At 70.4% G+C, this 15,541-nt stretch carries 14 protein-coding genes and 4 pseudogenes; 11 read left to right on the top strand and 7 right to left on the bottom strand.

The window, feature by feature from the left end; all coding sequences use genetic code 11:
• Nucleotides 1-2: 2 nt before the first annotated feature.
• Nucleotides 3-1,553: an exopolysaccharide biosynthesis polyprenyl glycosylphosphotransferase gene (locus ACIBCU_RS19855; RefSeq protein ID WP_399232751.1), complete on the bottom strand. Its 1,551-nt coding sequence runs from the start codon at nt 1,551-1,553 to the stop codon at nt 3-5.
• A 202-nt stretch (nt 1,554-1,755) separates the two neighbouring features.
• Here ACIBCU_RS19855 and ACIBCU_RS19850 point away from each other — a divergent pair, with 202 nt between their 5' ends.
• Entirely contained in the window at nt 1,756-2,133 is a 378-nt protein-coding gene (locus ACIBCU_RS19850) for an ankyrin repeat domain-containing protein (protein ID WP_393764577.1), read from the top strand.
• Nucleotides 2,134-2,196: 63 nt separating this feature from the next.
• Here the strand turns inward: ACIBCU_RS19850 and ACIBCU_RS19845 are convergent, their stop codons facing one another.
• Both ACIBCU_RS19845 and ACIBCU_RS19840 read right to left on the bottom strand, forming a co-directional pair.
• Nucleotides 2,197-3,669, bottom strand: a complete 1,473-nt coding sequence (locus tag ACIBCU_RS19845) for a catalase (protein WP_362932511.1) — start codon at nt 3,667-3,669, stop codon at nt 2,197-2,199.
• Nucleotides 3,662-4,141 carry a Fur family transcriptional regulator gene (locus ACIBCU_RS19840; RefSeq protein WP_399232749.1) on the bottom strand — a complete coding sequence of 160 codons (480 nt, stop codon included), beginning with the start codon at nt 4,139-4,141 and terminating at the stop codon, nt 3,662-3,664. Before ACIBCU_RS19840 ends, ACIBCU_RS19845 begins: the two co-directional genes overlap by 8 nt.
• 132 nt (nt 4,142-4,273) lie before the next feature.
• Here ACIBCU_RS19840 and ACIBCU_RS19835 point away from each other — a divergent pair, with 132 nt between their 5' ends.
• From ACIBCU_RS19835 to ACIBCU_RS19795, 9 genes and pseudogenes are all read left to right on the top strand, one after another.
• On the top strand, nt 4,274-5,761 hold the full coding sequence (locus ACIBCU_RS19835) for an AlkA N-terminal domain-containing protein (RefSeq protein ID WP_399232746.1): 1,488 nt from the start codon (nt 4,274-4,276) through the stop codon (nt 5,759-5,761).
• A gap of 81 nt (nt 5,762-5,842) precedes the next feature.
• On the top strand, nt 5,843-6,352 hold the full coding sequence (locus tag ACIBCU_RS19830) for a methylated-DNA--[protein]-cysteine S-methyltransferase (protein WP_362932432.1): 510 nt from the start codon (nt 5,843-5,845) through the stop codon (nt 6,350-6,352).
• Between the two features lie 58 nt (nt 6,353-6,410).
• Nucleotides 6,411-7,166, top strand: coding sequence for a 2OG-Fe(II) oxygenase (locus ACIBCU_RS19825; protein WP_399232744.1), 756 nt, complete (start codon nt 6,411-6,413; stop codon nt 7,164-7,166).
• Nucleotides 7,167-7,197: 31 nt separating this feature from the next.
• Nucleotides 7,198-7,755 (top strand): hypothetical protein, encoded by a 558-nt coding sequence (locus tag ACIBCU_RS19820; RefSeq protein WP_399232742.1) that lies wholly within the window; start codon nt 7,198-7,200, stop codon nt 7,753-7,755.
• A complete protein-coding gene (locus ACIBCU_RS19815) occupies nt 7,752-8,408 on the top strand; it encodes an alpha-ketoglutarate-dependent dioxygenase AlkB family protein (protein WP_399232740.1) in 657 nt (218 codons plus the stop codon). The genes ACIBCU_RS19820 and ACIBCU_RS19815 overlap by 4 nt, the downstream gene beginning before the upstream one ends.
• Before the next feature lie 76 nt (nt 8,409-8,484).
• Nucleotides 8,485-8,726: pseudogene (locus tag ACIBCU_RS19810) on the top strand (MFS transporter); the annotation flags it as partial.
• Nucleotides 8,727-8,747: 21 nt separating this feature from the next.
• On the top strand, nt 8,748-9,074 hold the full coding sequence (locus ACIBCU_RS19805; protein WP_399232738.1) for a hypothetical protein: 327 nt from the start codon (nt 8,748-8,750) through the stop codon (nt 9,072-9,074).
• Between the two features lie 102 nt (nt 9,075-9,176).
• A complete protein-coding gene (locus ACIBCU_RS19800; RefSeq protein ID WP_362932422.1) occupies nt 9,177-10,235 on the top strand; it encodes a vWA domain-containing protein in 1,059 nt (352 codons plus the stop codon).
• A 298-nt stretch (nt 10,236-10,533) separates the two neighbouring features.
• A complete protein-coding gene (locus ACIBCU_RS19795) occupies nt 10,534-11,601 on the top strand; it encodes an NlpC/P60 family protein (protein ID WP_399232736.1) in 1,068 nt (355 codons plus the stop codon).
• Nucleotides 11,602-11,632: 31 nt separating this feature from the next.
• On the opposite strand, the pseudogene ACIBCU_RS19790 reads toward ACIBCU_RS19795, so the two are convergent.
• Nucleotides 11,633-12,495 (bottom strand): annotated as a pseudogene (locus tag ACIBCU_RS19790) (hypothetical protein); the annotation flags it as partial.
• Nucleotides 12,492-13,032, bottom strand: a pseudogene (locus ACIBCU_RS19785) (hypothetical protein); the annotation flags it as partial. The pseudogenes ACIBCU_RS19785 and ACIBCU_RS19790, both read right to left, overlap by 4 nt.
• Here ACIBCU_RS19785 and ACIBCU_RS19780 point away from each other — a divergent pair.
• Nucleotides 13,025-13,231: pseudogene (locus tag ACIBCU_RS19780) on the top strand (hypothetical protein); the annotation flags it as partial. The pseudogenes ACIBCU_RS19785 and ACIBCU_RS19780 overlap by 8 nt on opposite strands.
• A gap of 178 nt (nt 13,232-13,409) precedes the next feature.
• Here ACIBCU_RS19780 and ACIBCU_RS19775 read toward each other — a convergent pair.
• Together ACIBCU_RS19775 and ACIBCU_RS19770 are read right to left on the bottom strand one after the other, a co-directional pair.
• The gene (locus ACIBCU_RS19775; RefSeq protein ID WP_362932418.1) at nt 13,410-14,003 is read right to left on the bottom strand and encodes a GNAT family N-acetyltransferase; all 594 of its coding nucleotides are present in this window, start codon (nt 14,001-14,003) and stop codon (nt 13,410-13,412) included.
• Between the two features lie 21 nt (nt 14,004-14,024).
• Complete coding sequence (locus ACIBCU_RS19770; RefSeq protein WP_362932416.1) at nt 14,025-15,290, bottom strand: hypothetical protein; 1,266 nt, start codon at nt 15,288-15,290, stop codon at nt 14,025-14,027.
• Nucleotides 15,291-15,541: the final 251 nt, after the last annotated feature.

The following is a 15,541-nucleotide window of genomic DNA, read 5'->3' as shown; positions in this document are numbered from 1 at the left end:
TCTCAGTACGCCCCGCGGCCGTCGGTGACGGCGCGCACCGTTCTGGCGAGGAGCCCCATGTCCGTCGCCACGGACCAGTTGTCCACATACCAGAGGTCCAGCGAGACCGTCTCCTGCCAGGACAGGTCCGACCGCCCGCTGACCTGCCACAGACCGGTCAGACCCGGCCGTACCGCCAGCCGCCGCAGCTCCCGCTCGTCGTAGCGCGAGACCTCCTCCGGCAGCGGGGGACGAGGGCCCACCAGGGACATGTCACCCCGTAGCACGTTGAGAAGCTGGGGGAGCTCGTCCACGGAGGTGCGCCGCAGGGCGTGGCCGACGCGGGTCACCCGAGGGTCGCGGCGCATCTTGAACATCGGGCCCTCGCTCTCGTTCGCTGCCGAGAGCTGCTCCCTAAGGGACTCCGCGTCCGCCACCATCGTGCGGAACTTCCACATGGTGAACGGTCTGTTGTGCAGGCCGTGACGCGTCTGGCGGTGGAAGACCGGGCCGGGCGACGAGAGCCGCACAGCCAGCGCCACCCCGAAGAGCAGGGGCGCGAGCACCAGCAGCCCGAGAGCGGCGCCCGCCCGGTCCACGACGGCCTTGAGCGCGGCCTGCGGACCGCGCCGCAGCGGCGGCGCGACATGCAGCAGCGTCAGTCCGGCGGCGGAGGCCGGCCGCACCCGGGCGGCGGCGACGCCCGACAGCTCCGAGAGGACGCAGAGGGCCAGCCCGCCGTCGTGCAGACCCCACGCCAGCCGGCGCAGCCGGTCGTCGTCGAGCTGCGGACCGGGCGCGACGAGCACCAGATCCGCGTCATGGGCGAAGGCGCCGCCGAGCACCGTGGACACATCGTCGTCGGCCGGTTCGGGCGCCAGGCGCCCCGGCACCGGAGTCCCGCAGTCCGGCACCGCCGGACCGACCGGGATGACGGCCGCCGCCGTATACGGGTGATCCTGACGGGAGTTGAGCAGCTTCACCGCCCGGTCCAGGCCCGCGGCCTCGCCGACCACCAGGACCCGGCGCCCCCCTCGACGGCCCGCCGTGCGCCGTAACCGGCCCGCGACCCCCACCAGGACGGCCACGGCCAGGCCGGGCACCAGCGCCGCGACGGCGGTCGCCGGGGCGAGGCCCCCGCCCGTCACGGCCAGCAGCACCGCCAGCACTCCGACGAGCGCCAGCCAGTCACCCGAGGAGGCGTGCGCCGCTCCGGCCGCTTCCCCCGGCAGCCGGCGCGCGTACCGGCCGCGTGCCGCACGCACCCCGCTCCACACGAGCGCGGCCGACGCCGCGGCGGCCAGCGGCCCCGGCTGATCACCGGCCCGCAGCACGATCCAGGCCGGAACCCCCAGGCCCAGCAGATCGGTCAGTACGAGGAAGGGCACACGCGGATCGGGCGACTTCCTCGCCCGCGGTCTCTCCGCGTGATCGCGCTCAACGGCCGTCGGGGCTCTCCACGACTGCCGCGGAGCCACCGTGCGGTTCCGGGACCCGGCGGTACGCGGTCGTGGTGCTCCCGCGAGCCCGACAGGCCCGGATATATCCGATTCAGGTATTTCGACATGCCCCATGAACCCCCCAGCCACAGTTGCATCCCCACAAACGGGGCGCATCCGCCGATCCTGTGGACTGACGGATGCGCCCTCGCTCGGTGCACGATATCCACACACGTGCCATTTCGCTGGAGTTCTCGTGAAGTTCAGACACAGCGGGCGATGTGATCCGTGTCGCCCTGTCCGGAGGGTTGAGGGGGCACACGCCTAAAGTGGAGGTATGGAACCGCTTTCCGAGGAACAGACCCGCCGGCTCGTGGTGATCGTGACGGACCTGGCCAGGGAGGGGCGTACGGCAGAGCTCCTGGAGTTCTTCGACCACGGGCTGCCGGTCGACGTCCAGGACCAGGAGGGCAACACCGCTCTCATGCTGGCCGCGTACCACGGGCGGACGGAGACGGTGCGAGCGCTGGTCGGGCGAGGGGCCGACGTCGATCTGCGCAACGCCAGGGACCAGTCACCGGTGGCGGGGGCCCTGTTCAAGGGCGAGGACGCGATCGTCGCGGCGCTGGTCGCCGCGGGCGCCGACCTGGACGCGGGGACGCCCAGCGCACGGGCCACGGCGGAGATGTTCGGGCGGACGGCGCTGCTTAAGTAGCCGCGACCGCGGACGGGCCCCGGGCGACGAAGCGTCGCCCGGGGCCCGTCACGTACAGCTGGATCAGGCCTGCTTGGAGGCCTTGAGCGCCTCGATGGCCTTGCGCACACCCTCGCCGTAGGCCGGGTCGGCCTGCGTGCAGTGGTGGATGTGACGCTCGATCGTGGCCTGCGAGGCCCCGTCGATCGCCCGCGCGGTGTTGCCGAAGAGGGCGTCCTGCTGCTCCGGCGTCATCTGCCGGAACAGGTTGCCCGGCTGCTCGAAGTAGTTGTCGTCGTCCTCGCGGTAGTCGAACCGGTCGGCCGCGGCGCCGTCGAGCGCCAGACCCGGCTCGGCGAACTGCGGCTGCTCCGCCCAGCGACCGTAGCTGTTCGGGGTGTAACCGGGGACGGCGCCCTGGTTGCCGTCCACGCGCAGCTGGCCGTCGCGGTGGTAGGTGTTGACGTTCTTCGCGCCGCGGGGCTGGTTCACCGGGATCTGGTGGTGGTTGACCCCGACGCGGTAACGGGCGGCGTCACCGTACGAGAACAGCCGGCCCTGCAGCATGCGGTCGGGTGAGGCGCCCACACCGGGGACGAGGTTGGCCGGCGTGAAGGCGGCCTGCTCCACGTCCGCGAAGTAGTTCTCCGGGTTGCGGTTGAGCTCGAACTCGCCGACCTCGATGAGCGGGTAGTCCTTCTTCGACCAGACCTTGGTGAGGTCGAAGGGGTGGTAGCGGTACGTCGCCGCGTCCGCCTCCGGCATGACCTGGATGTAGAAGGTCCACTTCGGGTGGTCGCCGCGCTCGATGGCGTCGAAGAGGTCCGCCTGGGAGGACTCGCGGTCGTCAGCGACGATCGCGGCGGCCTCCTCGTCGGTCAGGTTCTTGATGCCTTGCTGCGTACGGAAGTGGAACTTCACCCAGAAGCGCTCGTTGCTCTCGTTGATGAACGAGTAGGTGTGCGAGCCGAAGCCGTGCATGTGGCGGTAGCCGTCGGGGATGCCGCGGTCCGACATCACGATGGTGATCTGGTGCAGGGCCTCGGGGAGGTTGGTCCAGAAGTCCCAGTTGTTCTCCGGCGAGCGCAGGTTGGTGCGCGGGTCGCGCTTCACGGCGCGGTTGAGGTCCGGGAAGTGGTGGGGGTCCCGGTGGAAGAAGACCGGCGTGTTGTTGCCGACGACGTCCCAGTTGCCCTCCTCCGTGTAGAAGCGGAGGGCGAAACCGCGGATGTCGCGCTCCGCGTCGGCCGCGCCCCGCTCACCGGCGACGGTCGAGAACCGGGCGAAGACCTCCGTCTCCTTGCCGACCTCGGAGAAGAGGGCCGCCCTGGAGTAGCGGGTGATGTCCTGCGTCACCTTGAAGGTGCCGAAGGCGCCGGATCCCTTGGCGTGCATGCGACGCTCCGGGATGACCTCACGGCTGAAGTGGGCCAGCTTCTCCAGGAACCAGACGTCCTGGAGCAGCATCGGGCCGCGCGGACCGGCGGTGACGGCGTTCTCGTTGTTCGCGACCGGTGCGCCGGCGGCAGTGGTCAGCGGCTTCGTGTTGTCAGAAATTGTCCTGCTCCTCCGTGTGAAAACGTGCAAGCACCGACTCCGGGTCCCGTCGGCCACGGTCGGCCCGGCATCCGGGACACAGGCCCCAGTACGTCACCTCTACGTGGTCGATGGTGAACCCGTGATCCTGGGGCGCCTCGAGGCGCGGAGAGCCCTGGGGGACATCGACGTCGGCGATCGTGCCGCACGAGCGGCAGACCACGTGCTGATGGTTGTCCCGGGACTGCCCTTCGTACCGTGCCGGAGAATTCGGCAGGTCGATCCGCCGCGCCAGTCCGGCGTCGACGAGCGTCTTGAGTACGTCGTAGACGGCTTGGGTCGAGACCGCTCCGATGCGTGTGCGTACCAGGGTGAGGAGGTCACTGACATCGGAGTGCGGGGCCTCGTGGACCGCCGAGAGCACGGCGACCCGGGGACGGGTCACTCGCAATGACGCTCCGCGCAGGAGCGTCCTGGCCTCGGTTTCGATCACCTACGCAGTGAACCACTTTTCTGGAATGATTCCAATGAAAGACTGAGACCAGTTCTGGGGGCCTGGGCGTGCAGTGAGTGCGGTGTCCGATTCCCGCCAGCTCCAAGGGTGCGTATGACGCATCCTTGAAGCATGACCAGTGACGACAGCAGGTACGAGGCGGTGACCAGCCGCGACGCCCGGTTCGACGGCGAGTTCTTCTTCGCCGTGTCCACGACCGGGATCTACTGCCGCCCGAGCTGTCCCGCCACCACACCCAAGCGCCGGAACGTCACGTTCTTCCCCACCGCGGCCGCCGCCCAGGGCGGCGGATTCCGCGCCTGCCGGCGCTGCCGCCCGGACGCGGTGCCCGGCTCGGCGGACTGGAACGCGCGCGCCGACCTGGTCGGCCGGGCGATGCGGCTGATCGGCGACGGAGTCGTCGACCGGGAGGGCGTGGCCGGGCTGGCCTCGCGCCTCGGCTACAGCGCCCGCCAGGTGCAGCGCCAGCTGAACGCCGAGGTCGGGGCGGGACCCATCGCGCTCGCCCGCGCCCAGCGGGCCCACACCGCGCGGGTCCTCCTGCAGACCACCACCCTGCAGGCCGCCGAGATCGCGTTCGCCTCCGGCTTCGCCAGTGTGCGGCAGTTCAACGACACGGTCCGGGAGGTCTACGCGCTCACCCCGGGTGAGCTGCGTACAGCCCGGCCCGGCAGCTCCTCCCGCTTCGGCTCCGTCTCCACCGCCGACGGGGCCGGGGGAGTGCCGCTGCGGCTCGCCCACCGCGGGCCGTACGCGGCGGCCGAGATCTTCGACCACCTCGCGGCCCGCGCCCTCGCCGGCATCGAGGAGATGGCCGGCGAACGGGGTGACCGCACCTACAGGCGCACCCTGCGCCTGCCGCACGGCACCGGCATCGCCGAGGTCCACGAGCGCACCGGCGACGGCTGGCTGGAGTGCCGGCTGCACCTGGGCGACCTGCGCGACCTGACCACCGCCACCCAGCGGATGCGCCGCCTCTTCGACCTGGACGCCGACCCCCACGCGGTCGCCGAACGCCTGGGCGCCGACCCCGTAATGGCCCCGCTCGTCGCCCGTACGCCCGGGCTGCGGGCCCCCGGCGCCGCCGACGTCCACGAACTGGCCGTCCGGGCGGTCCTCGGCCGGCAGGTCTCCCTGGCCGCCGGACGCCGGCTCGGCAGCGCCCTGGTGTCGGCCTACGGTGCACCCCTCCAGGTGCCGAGCGGCGCTCTCACCCGGACGTTCCCCGACCCCGGCGACCTGGCCGAAGCCGGCCTGGAGGAGCTGGGTACCACCGGCTCCTCGCGCGCCACCCTGCGCGCCGTCGCCGCCGCCCTGGCCGACGGGCGGATCGGGCTCGACCCGGGCGCCGACCGCGACCAGGCGGAGAAGGAGCTCCTGAGCCTGCCGGGCGTCGGCCCCTGGGCGGCCGGCTACATCCGCATGCGGGCGCTCGGCGACCCCGACGTGCTGCTGCCCGGCGATCCGGCCGTCGGCGCGGGCATGCGGCACGCGGGCGCCGGTGCCGGGGACGCCGGGGCGTGGCGCCCCTGGCGTACGTACGCCATGCACCACTTCTGGAACGCGGCTGCGGACCGGACCCGTCTCGCGGCAGCGTGACGTCCGAATCCCGCCAGCCGTTTCGCTGCGGACCTCGCACAGTTGACGTAGACGACCGATGATTCCGGAAGGACCATGACGATGACGCTCTACACCACGATCGACAGCCCGCTCGGCGAGCTGCTGCTGGTGGGCGAGGAGTCGGCCACGGCGGAGGGCGGCACGGCGCTCGCCTCGCTCTCCGTGCCGGGCCAGAAGGGCGGGGCGACGGTCCAGGACGGCTGGACGGAGAGCCCGGAGGCCTTCACCGTGATCGCCGCCGAGCTGCGCGCGTACTTCGAGGGGAGCCGGACCGGCTTCGGTATCGAGTGCACCGTCAGCCGTGGCACCGACTTCCAGCGGCGCGTGTGGGAGGCCCTGGAGGCCATCCCGTACGGCACCACGCTCAGCTACGGCGAGATCGCCGCGCGGATCGGGGCCTCGCGCATGGCCGTCCGCTCGGTGGGCACCGCGATCGGCGCCAACCCGCTGCTCGTCGTGCGCCCCTGCCACCGCGTGATCGGCGCGAGCGGCGCCCTGACCGGCTACTCGGGCGGCCTCGACCGCAAGAGGCAGCTCCTGGACCTGGAGAACCACCACCAGGCGGCCTGAACGGCCGCGCGCCCCACCGCGTGCGAACGCCCTGGGGCCATGCGAGGAAGGCGCACCGATGACCGACACCCCTCACCTGGCCGCACCCCCGGCCGCACCCCCCGCCGCTCCGTTGAGCGAGCGCGTCGCGGGCCAGGACTGGGACGCCCTGGCCGAGGACCTCGACGCGTACGGCAGCGCGCTCACCGGCCCCCTCCTCGCCCCCGAGGAGTGCCACGCCCTCACCGCGCTGTACGACGAGCCCGAGCGGTTCCGTACGACCGTCGACATGGCCCGGCACCGCTTCGGCTCCGGCACCTACCGCTACTTCACGCACGACCTGCCCGAACCGGTGTCCGCGCTCCGGGAGGCGTTCTACCCGCGGCTCCTGCCCATCGCCCGGGACTGGGCCGCCAGGCTCGGCAGGCCCGCCCCCTGGACCGACGGCCTGGCCGAGTGGGTGGCGATGTGCCACGACGCCGGGCAATCCAAGTCCGCCCAGATCCTGCTGAGTTACGGAGCCGGGGACTGGAACGCGCTGCACCGCGACGTGTTCGGGGAGATGCTCTTCCCGCTCCAGGTCGTCGTCGGCCTCGACGTGCCGGGCACCGATTTCACCGGCGGCGAGTTCATCATGACGGAGCAGCGGCCCCGGGCGCAGTCACGGGGATCGTCCACCACCCTGCCGCAGGGCCACGGGCTGATCTTCACCACCCGCGACCGGCCGGTGGCGGGCAGGCGCGGCTGGTCGGCCGGGCCGATGCGGCACGGCGTGAGCACCGTCCGCTCCGGGCGGCGCCACACACTCGGCCTCGTCTTCCACGACGCGGCATGACGTCTGCGGCCGGCACGCGAGGAGCGACGCCATGAACCAGCTCACCGAACGCCCGTCCCCGCTGATCAGCGACCACGACCTCGCCGCCCACGGCATGCCGCGGGACCCCGCAGCCCACACCCACGAGGAACTCGTCGCGCTGGTCGCCCTGTTGCTGAAACAGCGGAAGCCCTGGATCGAAACCGTCTCCGTGGGTCACAGCAGGGACGCCGCGTCCCGAGCGGCTGCCGAAGCCTTCGCCACCGAGTGGAGGGCCCGCGGCGGCACGGTCCTCACCACGGTGGACTGGCCGGAGACAGCCGCCTCCTGGCTCCGCCCGGCGACCCGGCTGGCGAGCGGGCCCCCCGACGCCTGGGCGATGGCGGCTGCCCTGCCCGGATTCGCCCAACTGGCCCGGCGGCTGCGCCGCTCCACCGACTGGGACCCGGCCCGCACCTACGCCTTCGCCTCCCTCCAGGACTCCCGTCTCCCGGCGTTCGCGGGCCCTGACACCGTCCACGGCATGCGTGGTGCCACGGCGGACGGCGGTACCTGGGACATACGTGGCAGGTGGCTCACCTCCTGCCCGCCGGGACAGGTGCCGTCATGAGCGCCCTGATCCCGCGCCCCGCCATGGAAGTCGCCCCGGGCGCCTGGCACGTGCCCGGCTGGCTCAGCCCCGCCCAGCAGCGGGAACTGGTGACGGAGTGCCGCGCCTGGGCCACCGGCCCCGTCCCCATCCGGCACACGCGGCTGCCGCGCGGCGGGGTCATGTCCGTACAGACCGTGTGCGTCGGATGGCACTGGCAGCCGTACACGTACTCCCGCACGGCGGACGACGTGAACGGCCGGCAGGTCGCCGCCTTCCCGGACTGGATGGTCCGGCTGGGCCGCCGGGCCCTCCTCGACGCCTACGGCGACGAGGCGGCCGCGCAGGACTACACCCCGGACACCGCGCTCATCAACTTCTACGACGGACAGGCCAGGATGGGCATGCACCAGGACAAGGACGAGCGGTCCTCCGCCCCGGTCGTCTCCCTGTCCATCGGCGACTCCTGCGTCTTCCGCGTCGGCAACACCGAGACCCGCACCAAGCCCTACACCGACATCGAACTCTCCTCGGGAGACCTCTTCGTCCTCGGCGGCCCCTCGCGCTTCGCCTACCACGGCGTTCCGAAGGTCCACGAGGGCACGGGCGACCCGGACACCGGGCTGAGCTCGGGGCGGCTGAACATTACGATGCGGGTCACCGGGCTCGCCTAGGCATTCTCCGGGTCCCGTTGTCAGTGGGCGCCAGTAGGTTCAGTCGTGTTCCGCCGGTCCGGCGGAAAGAACCCCCGGCAACGACATGATCCCGGCGTACTACCTCATGGAACGCGGGTGCCGTCGGGCTGGTCGCGACCCTCTTCCTCCACGAGACGGCCGGCAAGCCGTTGCGCGGTTCCGGCCCCATGGGGGTGGAGACCCCGGAACAGGCGCGCCCCCTCGTCGCGCGCAGCAGGACGCGGGCGGGCGGGCAGGCAGGCGCGGGACGTGTGGATCCGGATGCGGCATCCGGGAGGCCGCCAACGACCTCGATGACATCAGAGGTACCTTGCACGGATGCCGGACCAGTTCGGAACCACACCCGTGCCGGGGGACGACAGCGGCTGCCTTCGGCGGGTCATGGCTGTGCCGCTCACGATCCTCTACGTGATCGCGGCCTTCTGCTGTTACGCGGCGGTGACCACCCGCCCCTCCGGGAGCTGGGACCACGACGCCTACGGCGCCATCACCTTGCTGCGCTGTCTCACCGTCGCTGTCAGCGTGCTCGGTCTGCTCGTCACAGTCGTTCCCCCCACGGTGCGGCGTGCCATGGGCCCCTGGTGGCTCGTGCCGCCCCTGACCCTCAGTCTGATCGCGACGGCCTGGTGGCTTCCGCTGAGTTGAGGCCGTGCACAGCAGGCGGGTGAGCGGCGTCAGGCTCCACTGTCAGTGCCTCCTCCTAGGGTGAAGACATCACTCGGGGAGCCTCTGAGAGGGAGCAGCATCGTGCCCACCAACAAGATTCAGCACAAGGTGAACCACGTCGCGTTGGTAGTGGACTGTTCGGGTTCCATGTATCAGCACCAGGATCAACTCATTCGTGTCGTCGACGAGTTCGTGGCCGGCCTGAAGGCGGAGTCGGACAACCTCGGACATGAGACCCGCATCAGCCTCTACTCCTTCGACCACAGGGTGGAGAACCTGGTCTGGGACATGGATGTGAAGCATCTGCCGTCCATGCGGGGTCTGTACAAGGTCAACAACGGCGCTACGGCTCTCATCGAGGCCTCACTGAAGTCCCTGGAGGACCTGGGGCACATCTGGGAGGAGTACGGCGAGCACAGCTTCCTCCAGATCGTGGTGACGGACGGTGAGGAGAACGCCTCCGGCGGCGACAGACGCCACGACGGGGACATGTCCATACTCGGCCCCTGGCTCGACAGGATCACGGCGAAGATGGGCGGGCTCCCGAGCCACTGGACCTCCGCGATCCTCGTCCCCAACTCCCTGGCGAAGCGAACCGCCCAGAACTACGGCTTCCCGGCCGGGAACATAGCCATCTGGGACGCGGATTCCCAGAAGGGCGTCGAGGACGCGATCGGCACCGTCCGCGCCGCCGCCACCAGCTTCCTGCGGGGCCGTGAGCAGGGTGTGCGCGGCACGAAGAACCTGTTCGCTGTCGGCCAGGACATATCGGTCGACGAGGTGCGGGCGAACCTCGAACCGGTCTCGGCCGACAAGTACCGGCTCCTGAAGGTCGACAAGGAGGTGGAGATCCGCGCCTTCGTCGATTCGCATCCGGGAGTGTCGTACCAACGCGGCTCGTGCTACTACCAGCTGGGCACCCGGGTCCAGGTTCAGCCCGACAAGGAGGTCATCGTGGTCGAGAAGGACACCGACCGCGCGTACACGGGTGACGCGGCGCGCAGCCTCCTCTTCGGCACGGGCATCCATGGGACCGTCTCGGTCAAGGCGGGGAACAACCCCAAGCTGGAGGTGTACGTGCAGAGCCGCTCGGTGAACAGAAAGCTCAAGGCCGATACGCGCCTGCTGATCATGCTCTGACGTGCGGAGCCGGCTCCGCCGGTGCGAACTCAAGGGGCTGCCGTGTGAACGGCCCGTCAGATCGTGGCTACGTGGCGTGTGTTGTCGGCCCACAGGTGCCTCGCGTGTCGACATTCACGCTGTGAAGATTGCATGGATAACGAGATGGTTACTAAGGTCAGGCCTCGAACCTTCGCACGGTTGATCGCCCACCAGGGGTGACGGCGGAGGAACCGCCGAGTCCGTGACGTGCACGGAGCCGGGGATCACGTCCCCCCACAGCCCGGTTGGCGGCTCGAGGAAGAAGGAGCCCGCCTTCGTGGCGTCCCACCGTCGTCCCAAGCAGCCGAGCCGCGCCCGCGTGACCGTGCTCACCGCGACCGCCGCCGCGGCCGTGGCCCTGACCTCCCAGGCGGCCCACGCCGACCCCAAGCCGACCAAGAGCGAGGTCAAGGCGAAGGTCGACAAGCTCTACCACGAGGCCGAGGTCGCCACCGAGAAGGCCAACGGCGCCAAGGAGCAGCAGGACAAGCTCAAGAAGCAGGCCGACGCGCTCCAGGACAAGGTCGCCCGCGGCCAGGACGAGCTCAATACCCTGCGCGGAGAGCTCGGTTCGCTCGCCACCGCGCAGTACCGCTCCGGTGGCCTCGACCCGTCGGTCCAGCTGCTGCTCTCCTCGGACCCGGACAGCTTCCTCGACCAGGCCTCCGCGCTCGACCAGCTGACGGCCAAGCAGGCCGAGTCGCTGCAGAAGATCCAGGCGAAGCAGCGCACCCTCGCGCAGCAGCGCGAGGAGGCGCAGGGCAAGCTCGCGGACCTCGCCGACGTCCGCGAGACGCTGAACGAGAACAAGAAGAAGTCCCAGGGCAAGCTCGCCGACGCACAGAAGCTGCTGAACACCCTCACCGCCGCCGAGCGCGCCAAGATGGCCGAGGACGAGCAGCGGGCCAGCCGCGCCGCAGGCGAGCGGGTCGACCTCGGCAACAAGACGCACTCCTCAGCCGGCGGGCAGGTCGACCTCGGCAACGAGGTTCCCGCCTCGGCCCTCGGCGCCGCCGCCCTCCAGGCCGCCCACACGCAGGTGGGCAAGCCGTACGCCCGCATGGGCACGGGCCCCGGCTCCTACGACTGCTCGGGTCTGACCCAGTGGGCGTACGCCCAGGCCGGTGCCCAGATCACCCGCACCACCTACACGCAGATCAACCAGGGCACGCGCATCGCGCGCAGCCAGTTGAAGCCGGGCGACCTGGTCTTCTTCAGCAACACGTCGCACGTGGGCCTCTACGCGGGCAACAACACGGTGCTGCACGCCCCGTACCCGGGCACGTACGTCCGCTACGAGTCGATGAACACCATCGGCAGCTTCCAGGCCGCCGTGCGCATCTGATCGCGTCCGCGGCCGCGACTCCACGAGAGAGGCGGCCCGTCCGTGGACGGGCCGCCTGCCACCTTCGTTTCATCGAGTCGTGGAAGATCCCCAGGTGGTCCCGGCGGGAGAAGTCCTTGCCGACCTCGGTGATCAGCAGGTCGCCGCCGCTCGCCTTGTCCTTGTTGTAGACGACGAACGCGCTGCCGCCCCGGGTGAGCAGATGCGGTCCGCCCACGTTGACCGCCCTGACCTCGGAATGCCGGATCAGCGGCTCCTGGTCGAAGGTCGAGTCACGCCCGTCGGCCGACCAGCCCCAGGCGATGTCCCGGTGGTTGCTGGTGTTGTTCAGCATGAAGAGCATCACGTAGCGCGCGCCGCGTGCCGGCAGGTCGTGCGCCACATCTCCTTCTCGTCCTCGTTCCACAGCACGTGCGGCGAGGAGACGTGGCTGACCTTGTAGTGTGGCTGCCAGCCGTTGGTGACGAGCGGATTGTCAGGATGCTCGGTGAACGGGCCCTCCAGCGAGTCGCCGTAGGCCAGGCAGATGCCACCGGGCGCGTCGTGCTGCGCGTAGTAGAGGTGGTACCGGCCCAGTGCCGAGGAGATCCGGCCCGCCGTGCCCCGGACGCACGGGAAGATGATCTCGCCGGCGGGGTTGTACGCGAGGTCCTCAGGCCTCAGCAGGGTCCTGGCGTAGGTGCAGTCGGGGAAGCCGCCGGGTGCCACCGAGGCGGAGGCCGCCGTACCGGCGCCGACCGCGAGGGCCGTGCCGGTGGCGGCCGCGCCGCGCAGGAAGACGCGGCGGGAGAGGGAAGCGGGGAGGGTGGGGTCCTGCTGCGGGATGGCGTGCGGCTCGTTCGTGTTCTGCGGCTCGTTCATGTTCTGACTCCGTCCCGGGAGATGGGTGTTCAGAGATAGGTGGCGGCCGTGACGCAGAAACCGCCCAGGGCCACGGCCCACACGAGGGCAGGGTGCGCACCATCACCTGCTGCGGGCCGACGCCCGCGTACTGCGCGCTCCACACGGTCTGGATGCTGGTGGGGTCGGCGACCCCGAAGACCTGGTTGCAGGAGGCGGCGAGGCCGAGCACCGCGACCGCGGGGTCGATGCCGGCCGCGATGAGGACTCCGGCGATGCCCGCGCCGAGGCCGTAGACGTTCAGTGGGCCGCGGTAGAGGCACAGCGGCACCAGCAGGCGTGCTCGACGCCCCGGCGGCGGGACTCGATCAGCACGAACGCGACGGCCGCAACCAGCGCCGGCGGGAACAGCTTCACCATGAAGCCGCGCACCGTCGCACCGTCTCCACCGGCAGGTCGAGGGCGGTGGAGAAGAACTGTCAGATGGGCAGCTCGAACGGGACGCCCGGCTATCCCCATCAGGATGGTGCCCGCGGCCGTGACCTTCGGGATGCCCACGGCGACCATCGCCGGGATCCCGATGATGCCGGAGCCCGTCTGCGGATGCACGCACCACCTCGCGAAGCACGACAAGGCCGGCCGCTGCCATGAGCGCGTCGAGGTGCCGACGGCCTGGGACGAGGAGAAGAAGCCCCTGCGCTACGAGGCCGGGCAGTGCAACTGCCAGCAGTACGTGGGTCCGCAGCCGCTGTCGCAGGTCTTCGCGAAGGAGCTGACGGACCGGGCGTGACCTCGTCCGCGACGGGTCCGCGGGCCGGGCGGGTCACGGTGATCCCCGGTCCGTCGGGGGTGTTGCCGGTCAGGGTCAGGAGGCGTGCCTCGTTGCCGGAGACGCTGCTCACCGAACCGGGTTCGCTCGGAGGGCAGCCCCGGCGCACGTGGAGCCCTTGCGCCGCCCGCGGGGACGGTCACGTCGCTCCTGCCGCGAACCCGCCGGCCGCAGCACCTGTCTTCGCGGTGCGATCGGTGGCGAGGTAGAGCGTGTCCACTCCGTCGGCGCGGTCGTCCTGGAGACGGAGGATGGTGGTGAACCCGAGGCGGTCGAGGAGTTCGAGGTGGCCGGTGTTGGTGGACCAGGTGCGCAGCACGACCCACGGGGGCAGGGATGCCGGGAGGGCGAAGAGCTCCTCGTAAAGGGCGCGTGCGATGCCGTGCCGCCGGTGGCCGTGCCGTACAGCGATGGTGCTCACGTACAGGCAGGGGCAGAGCTCGGCGTAGCGCGGGTCCTCGTGGTTGCTGCGGAAGGAGACGAAGCCGGCGACCTCGTCCTCGCGCCGGGACATGATGAGCTCCTGCTGGAGCATCTCGTCCAGGTAGCCGTTCCCGGGGGAGGGGGTGGCCTCGGGGCCGCGCTCGCGAAGGTCGGACACGGCGGTCCCACCGCGCAGGGTGAGCGGGGGGACGAACTCGTCGGCGACCTCCGTGAACATGTCCGTCAGCTCACGGACTTGGACGGCGGGGATCGCCCCCGGCCGGTACCACCGTGTGCTGATGTCGTTCACGCCACTCCTTCGCCGGGCCGCTCATGGTCGTCGGCGCCGCCTCCCGAACCGTCGGCGCACACCGGTGAAATCTACTGCGAACAAGGCCCAGAAACCAAGCAGGGGAATGACGGTGGCCACCACGTGGAGCAGGGTGAACCCGACGTCGGTGAGGGAGGGGACGAGGCTGGCTATGCCCGCGGCTGCCGAGATCGCGAACAGCACCTGGACACGACGGAGTTCGGTCTCGTTGTTGTGGTCCGCCAGCTGACGGGAGTGGTTCTCGAGGGCGTGCAGGAGCGACATGGCGGTCTCCTTGTGTCTGCGGACCTTGAGGTTGGTCTCCAGGTACTCCGCGACCCGCAGCAGGACGGGATCCTTGAGCATGACGTCGAGATTGTCGATCTCGGAGAGGTCCTGCACGAGGGCCGTCTGATTCGCGGAAAGGACGTGGGCGCCCGCCAGCCGGCGACCCGCGCCTCCTTGCTGTCCCCGCAGGTCGTGGGCGTTGATCCACAACTGGCATACGTACCACTGGGCGTGGACGAGGTTCAGCAAGGTGGTGACCGTCTCGGCTTCGGCGGCCACCGCCCCGGGCTCCCCCCGGACCACCGTCGACCAGCCGGAACTCGCGACCTCCAGGCCCCTGAACCCGAGCGGGTGGGTGAGTCCGCCCTCGGGGAGGGCGGACTCACCGTCGGACAGCCAGAGCAACTGCCGTACCCGCTCGTCGGGAAGGCTGTCGGAGTCGCCGATGAAGCACAGGCGGAAGTCGTGGAAGGCGTAGAGGAACGGCCTGGGCTCGATGATCCCGGCCGTGGCGCTCCGCAGAGCCCGCACCGCGGAGCCGTGCGCCTCGGAGTCACCGGCCCTCAGGCCCGGGGGGATCCGGAGACTCAGGTTGTCGCTGAGGGCGTGGCACTGCTCGAGGTAGGGCAGGTAGTCCCGGTTCTTCCACTCGACCAGGTCGTCGTAGAAGCGCTCGATGTCGGTCACACCCTCGACGAGGGTGAACGTGTAGTCGACCGAGACCACCCCGAGCCACGGATACACCCGCATCCGGCAGTCGAAGGACCACTTGGCCCCGGCGAGCACCGTCTCCCCTTCGGACAGCGCGCATGAGAGGACCGGTGAGTGCCCGGCCAGATACGATAAGTTCCAGCTGCGCAGCATGGTCATATCCACGCCTACGGTGCCGTGCCGGGCCTCCACCGCCTGCATCAGGCGCCTGGTGTCGAATATGGTCCCGCCGAGGTCGTACTTGATGGGTACAAAAACCTTCAGCTCTGCAGTGCGATGCGCATCCACGCACCCTCCCCCGAGTCGGAGCCCCCAGCCGGCGCGCAGCCCAGAACTTCAGCATACGTCCTGCGGCTGGCGGAAGCTTCAACTCCTTTGCGGCGGGGCGTCTTAGAGCTGCAACTACTGGTGACCCGCCGAAACCGGTGCGTTCTCAGGTGCCCCGGAAGAGACCGGGGAACGCCGCCACCCCATGCCCACCTGCATGCATGCAGATGGGCATGGGGTGGCGGTTTTCGTGGATCAGATGTCGCGGAAGA

It is taken from the genome of Streptomyces sp. NPDC051064 (assembly GCF_044455985.1).
In the GTDB taxonomy this organism is placed as follows: domain Bacteria; phylum Actinomycetota; class Actinomycetes; order Streptomycetales; family Streptomycetaceae; genus Streptomyces.
This window is presented reverse-complemented; position numbering and strand designations above follow the sequence as displayed.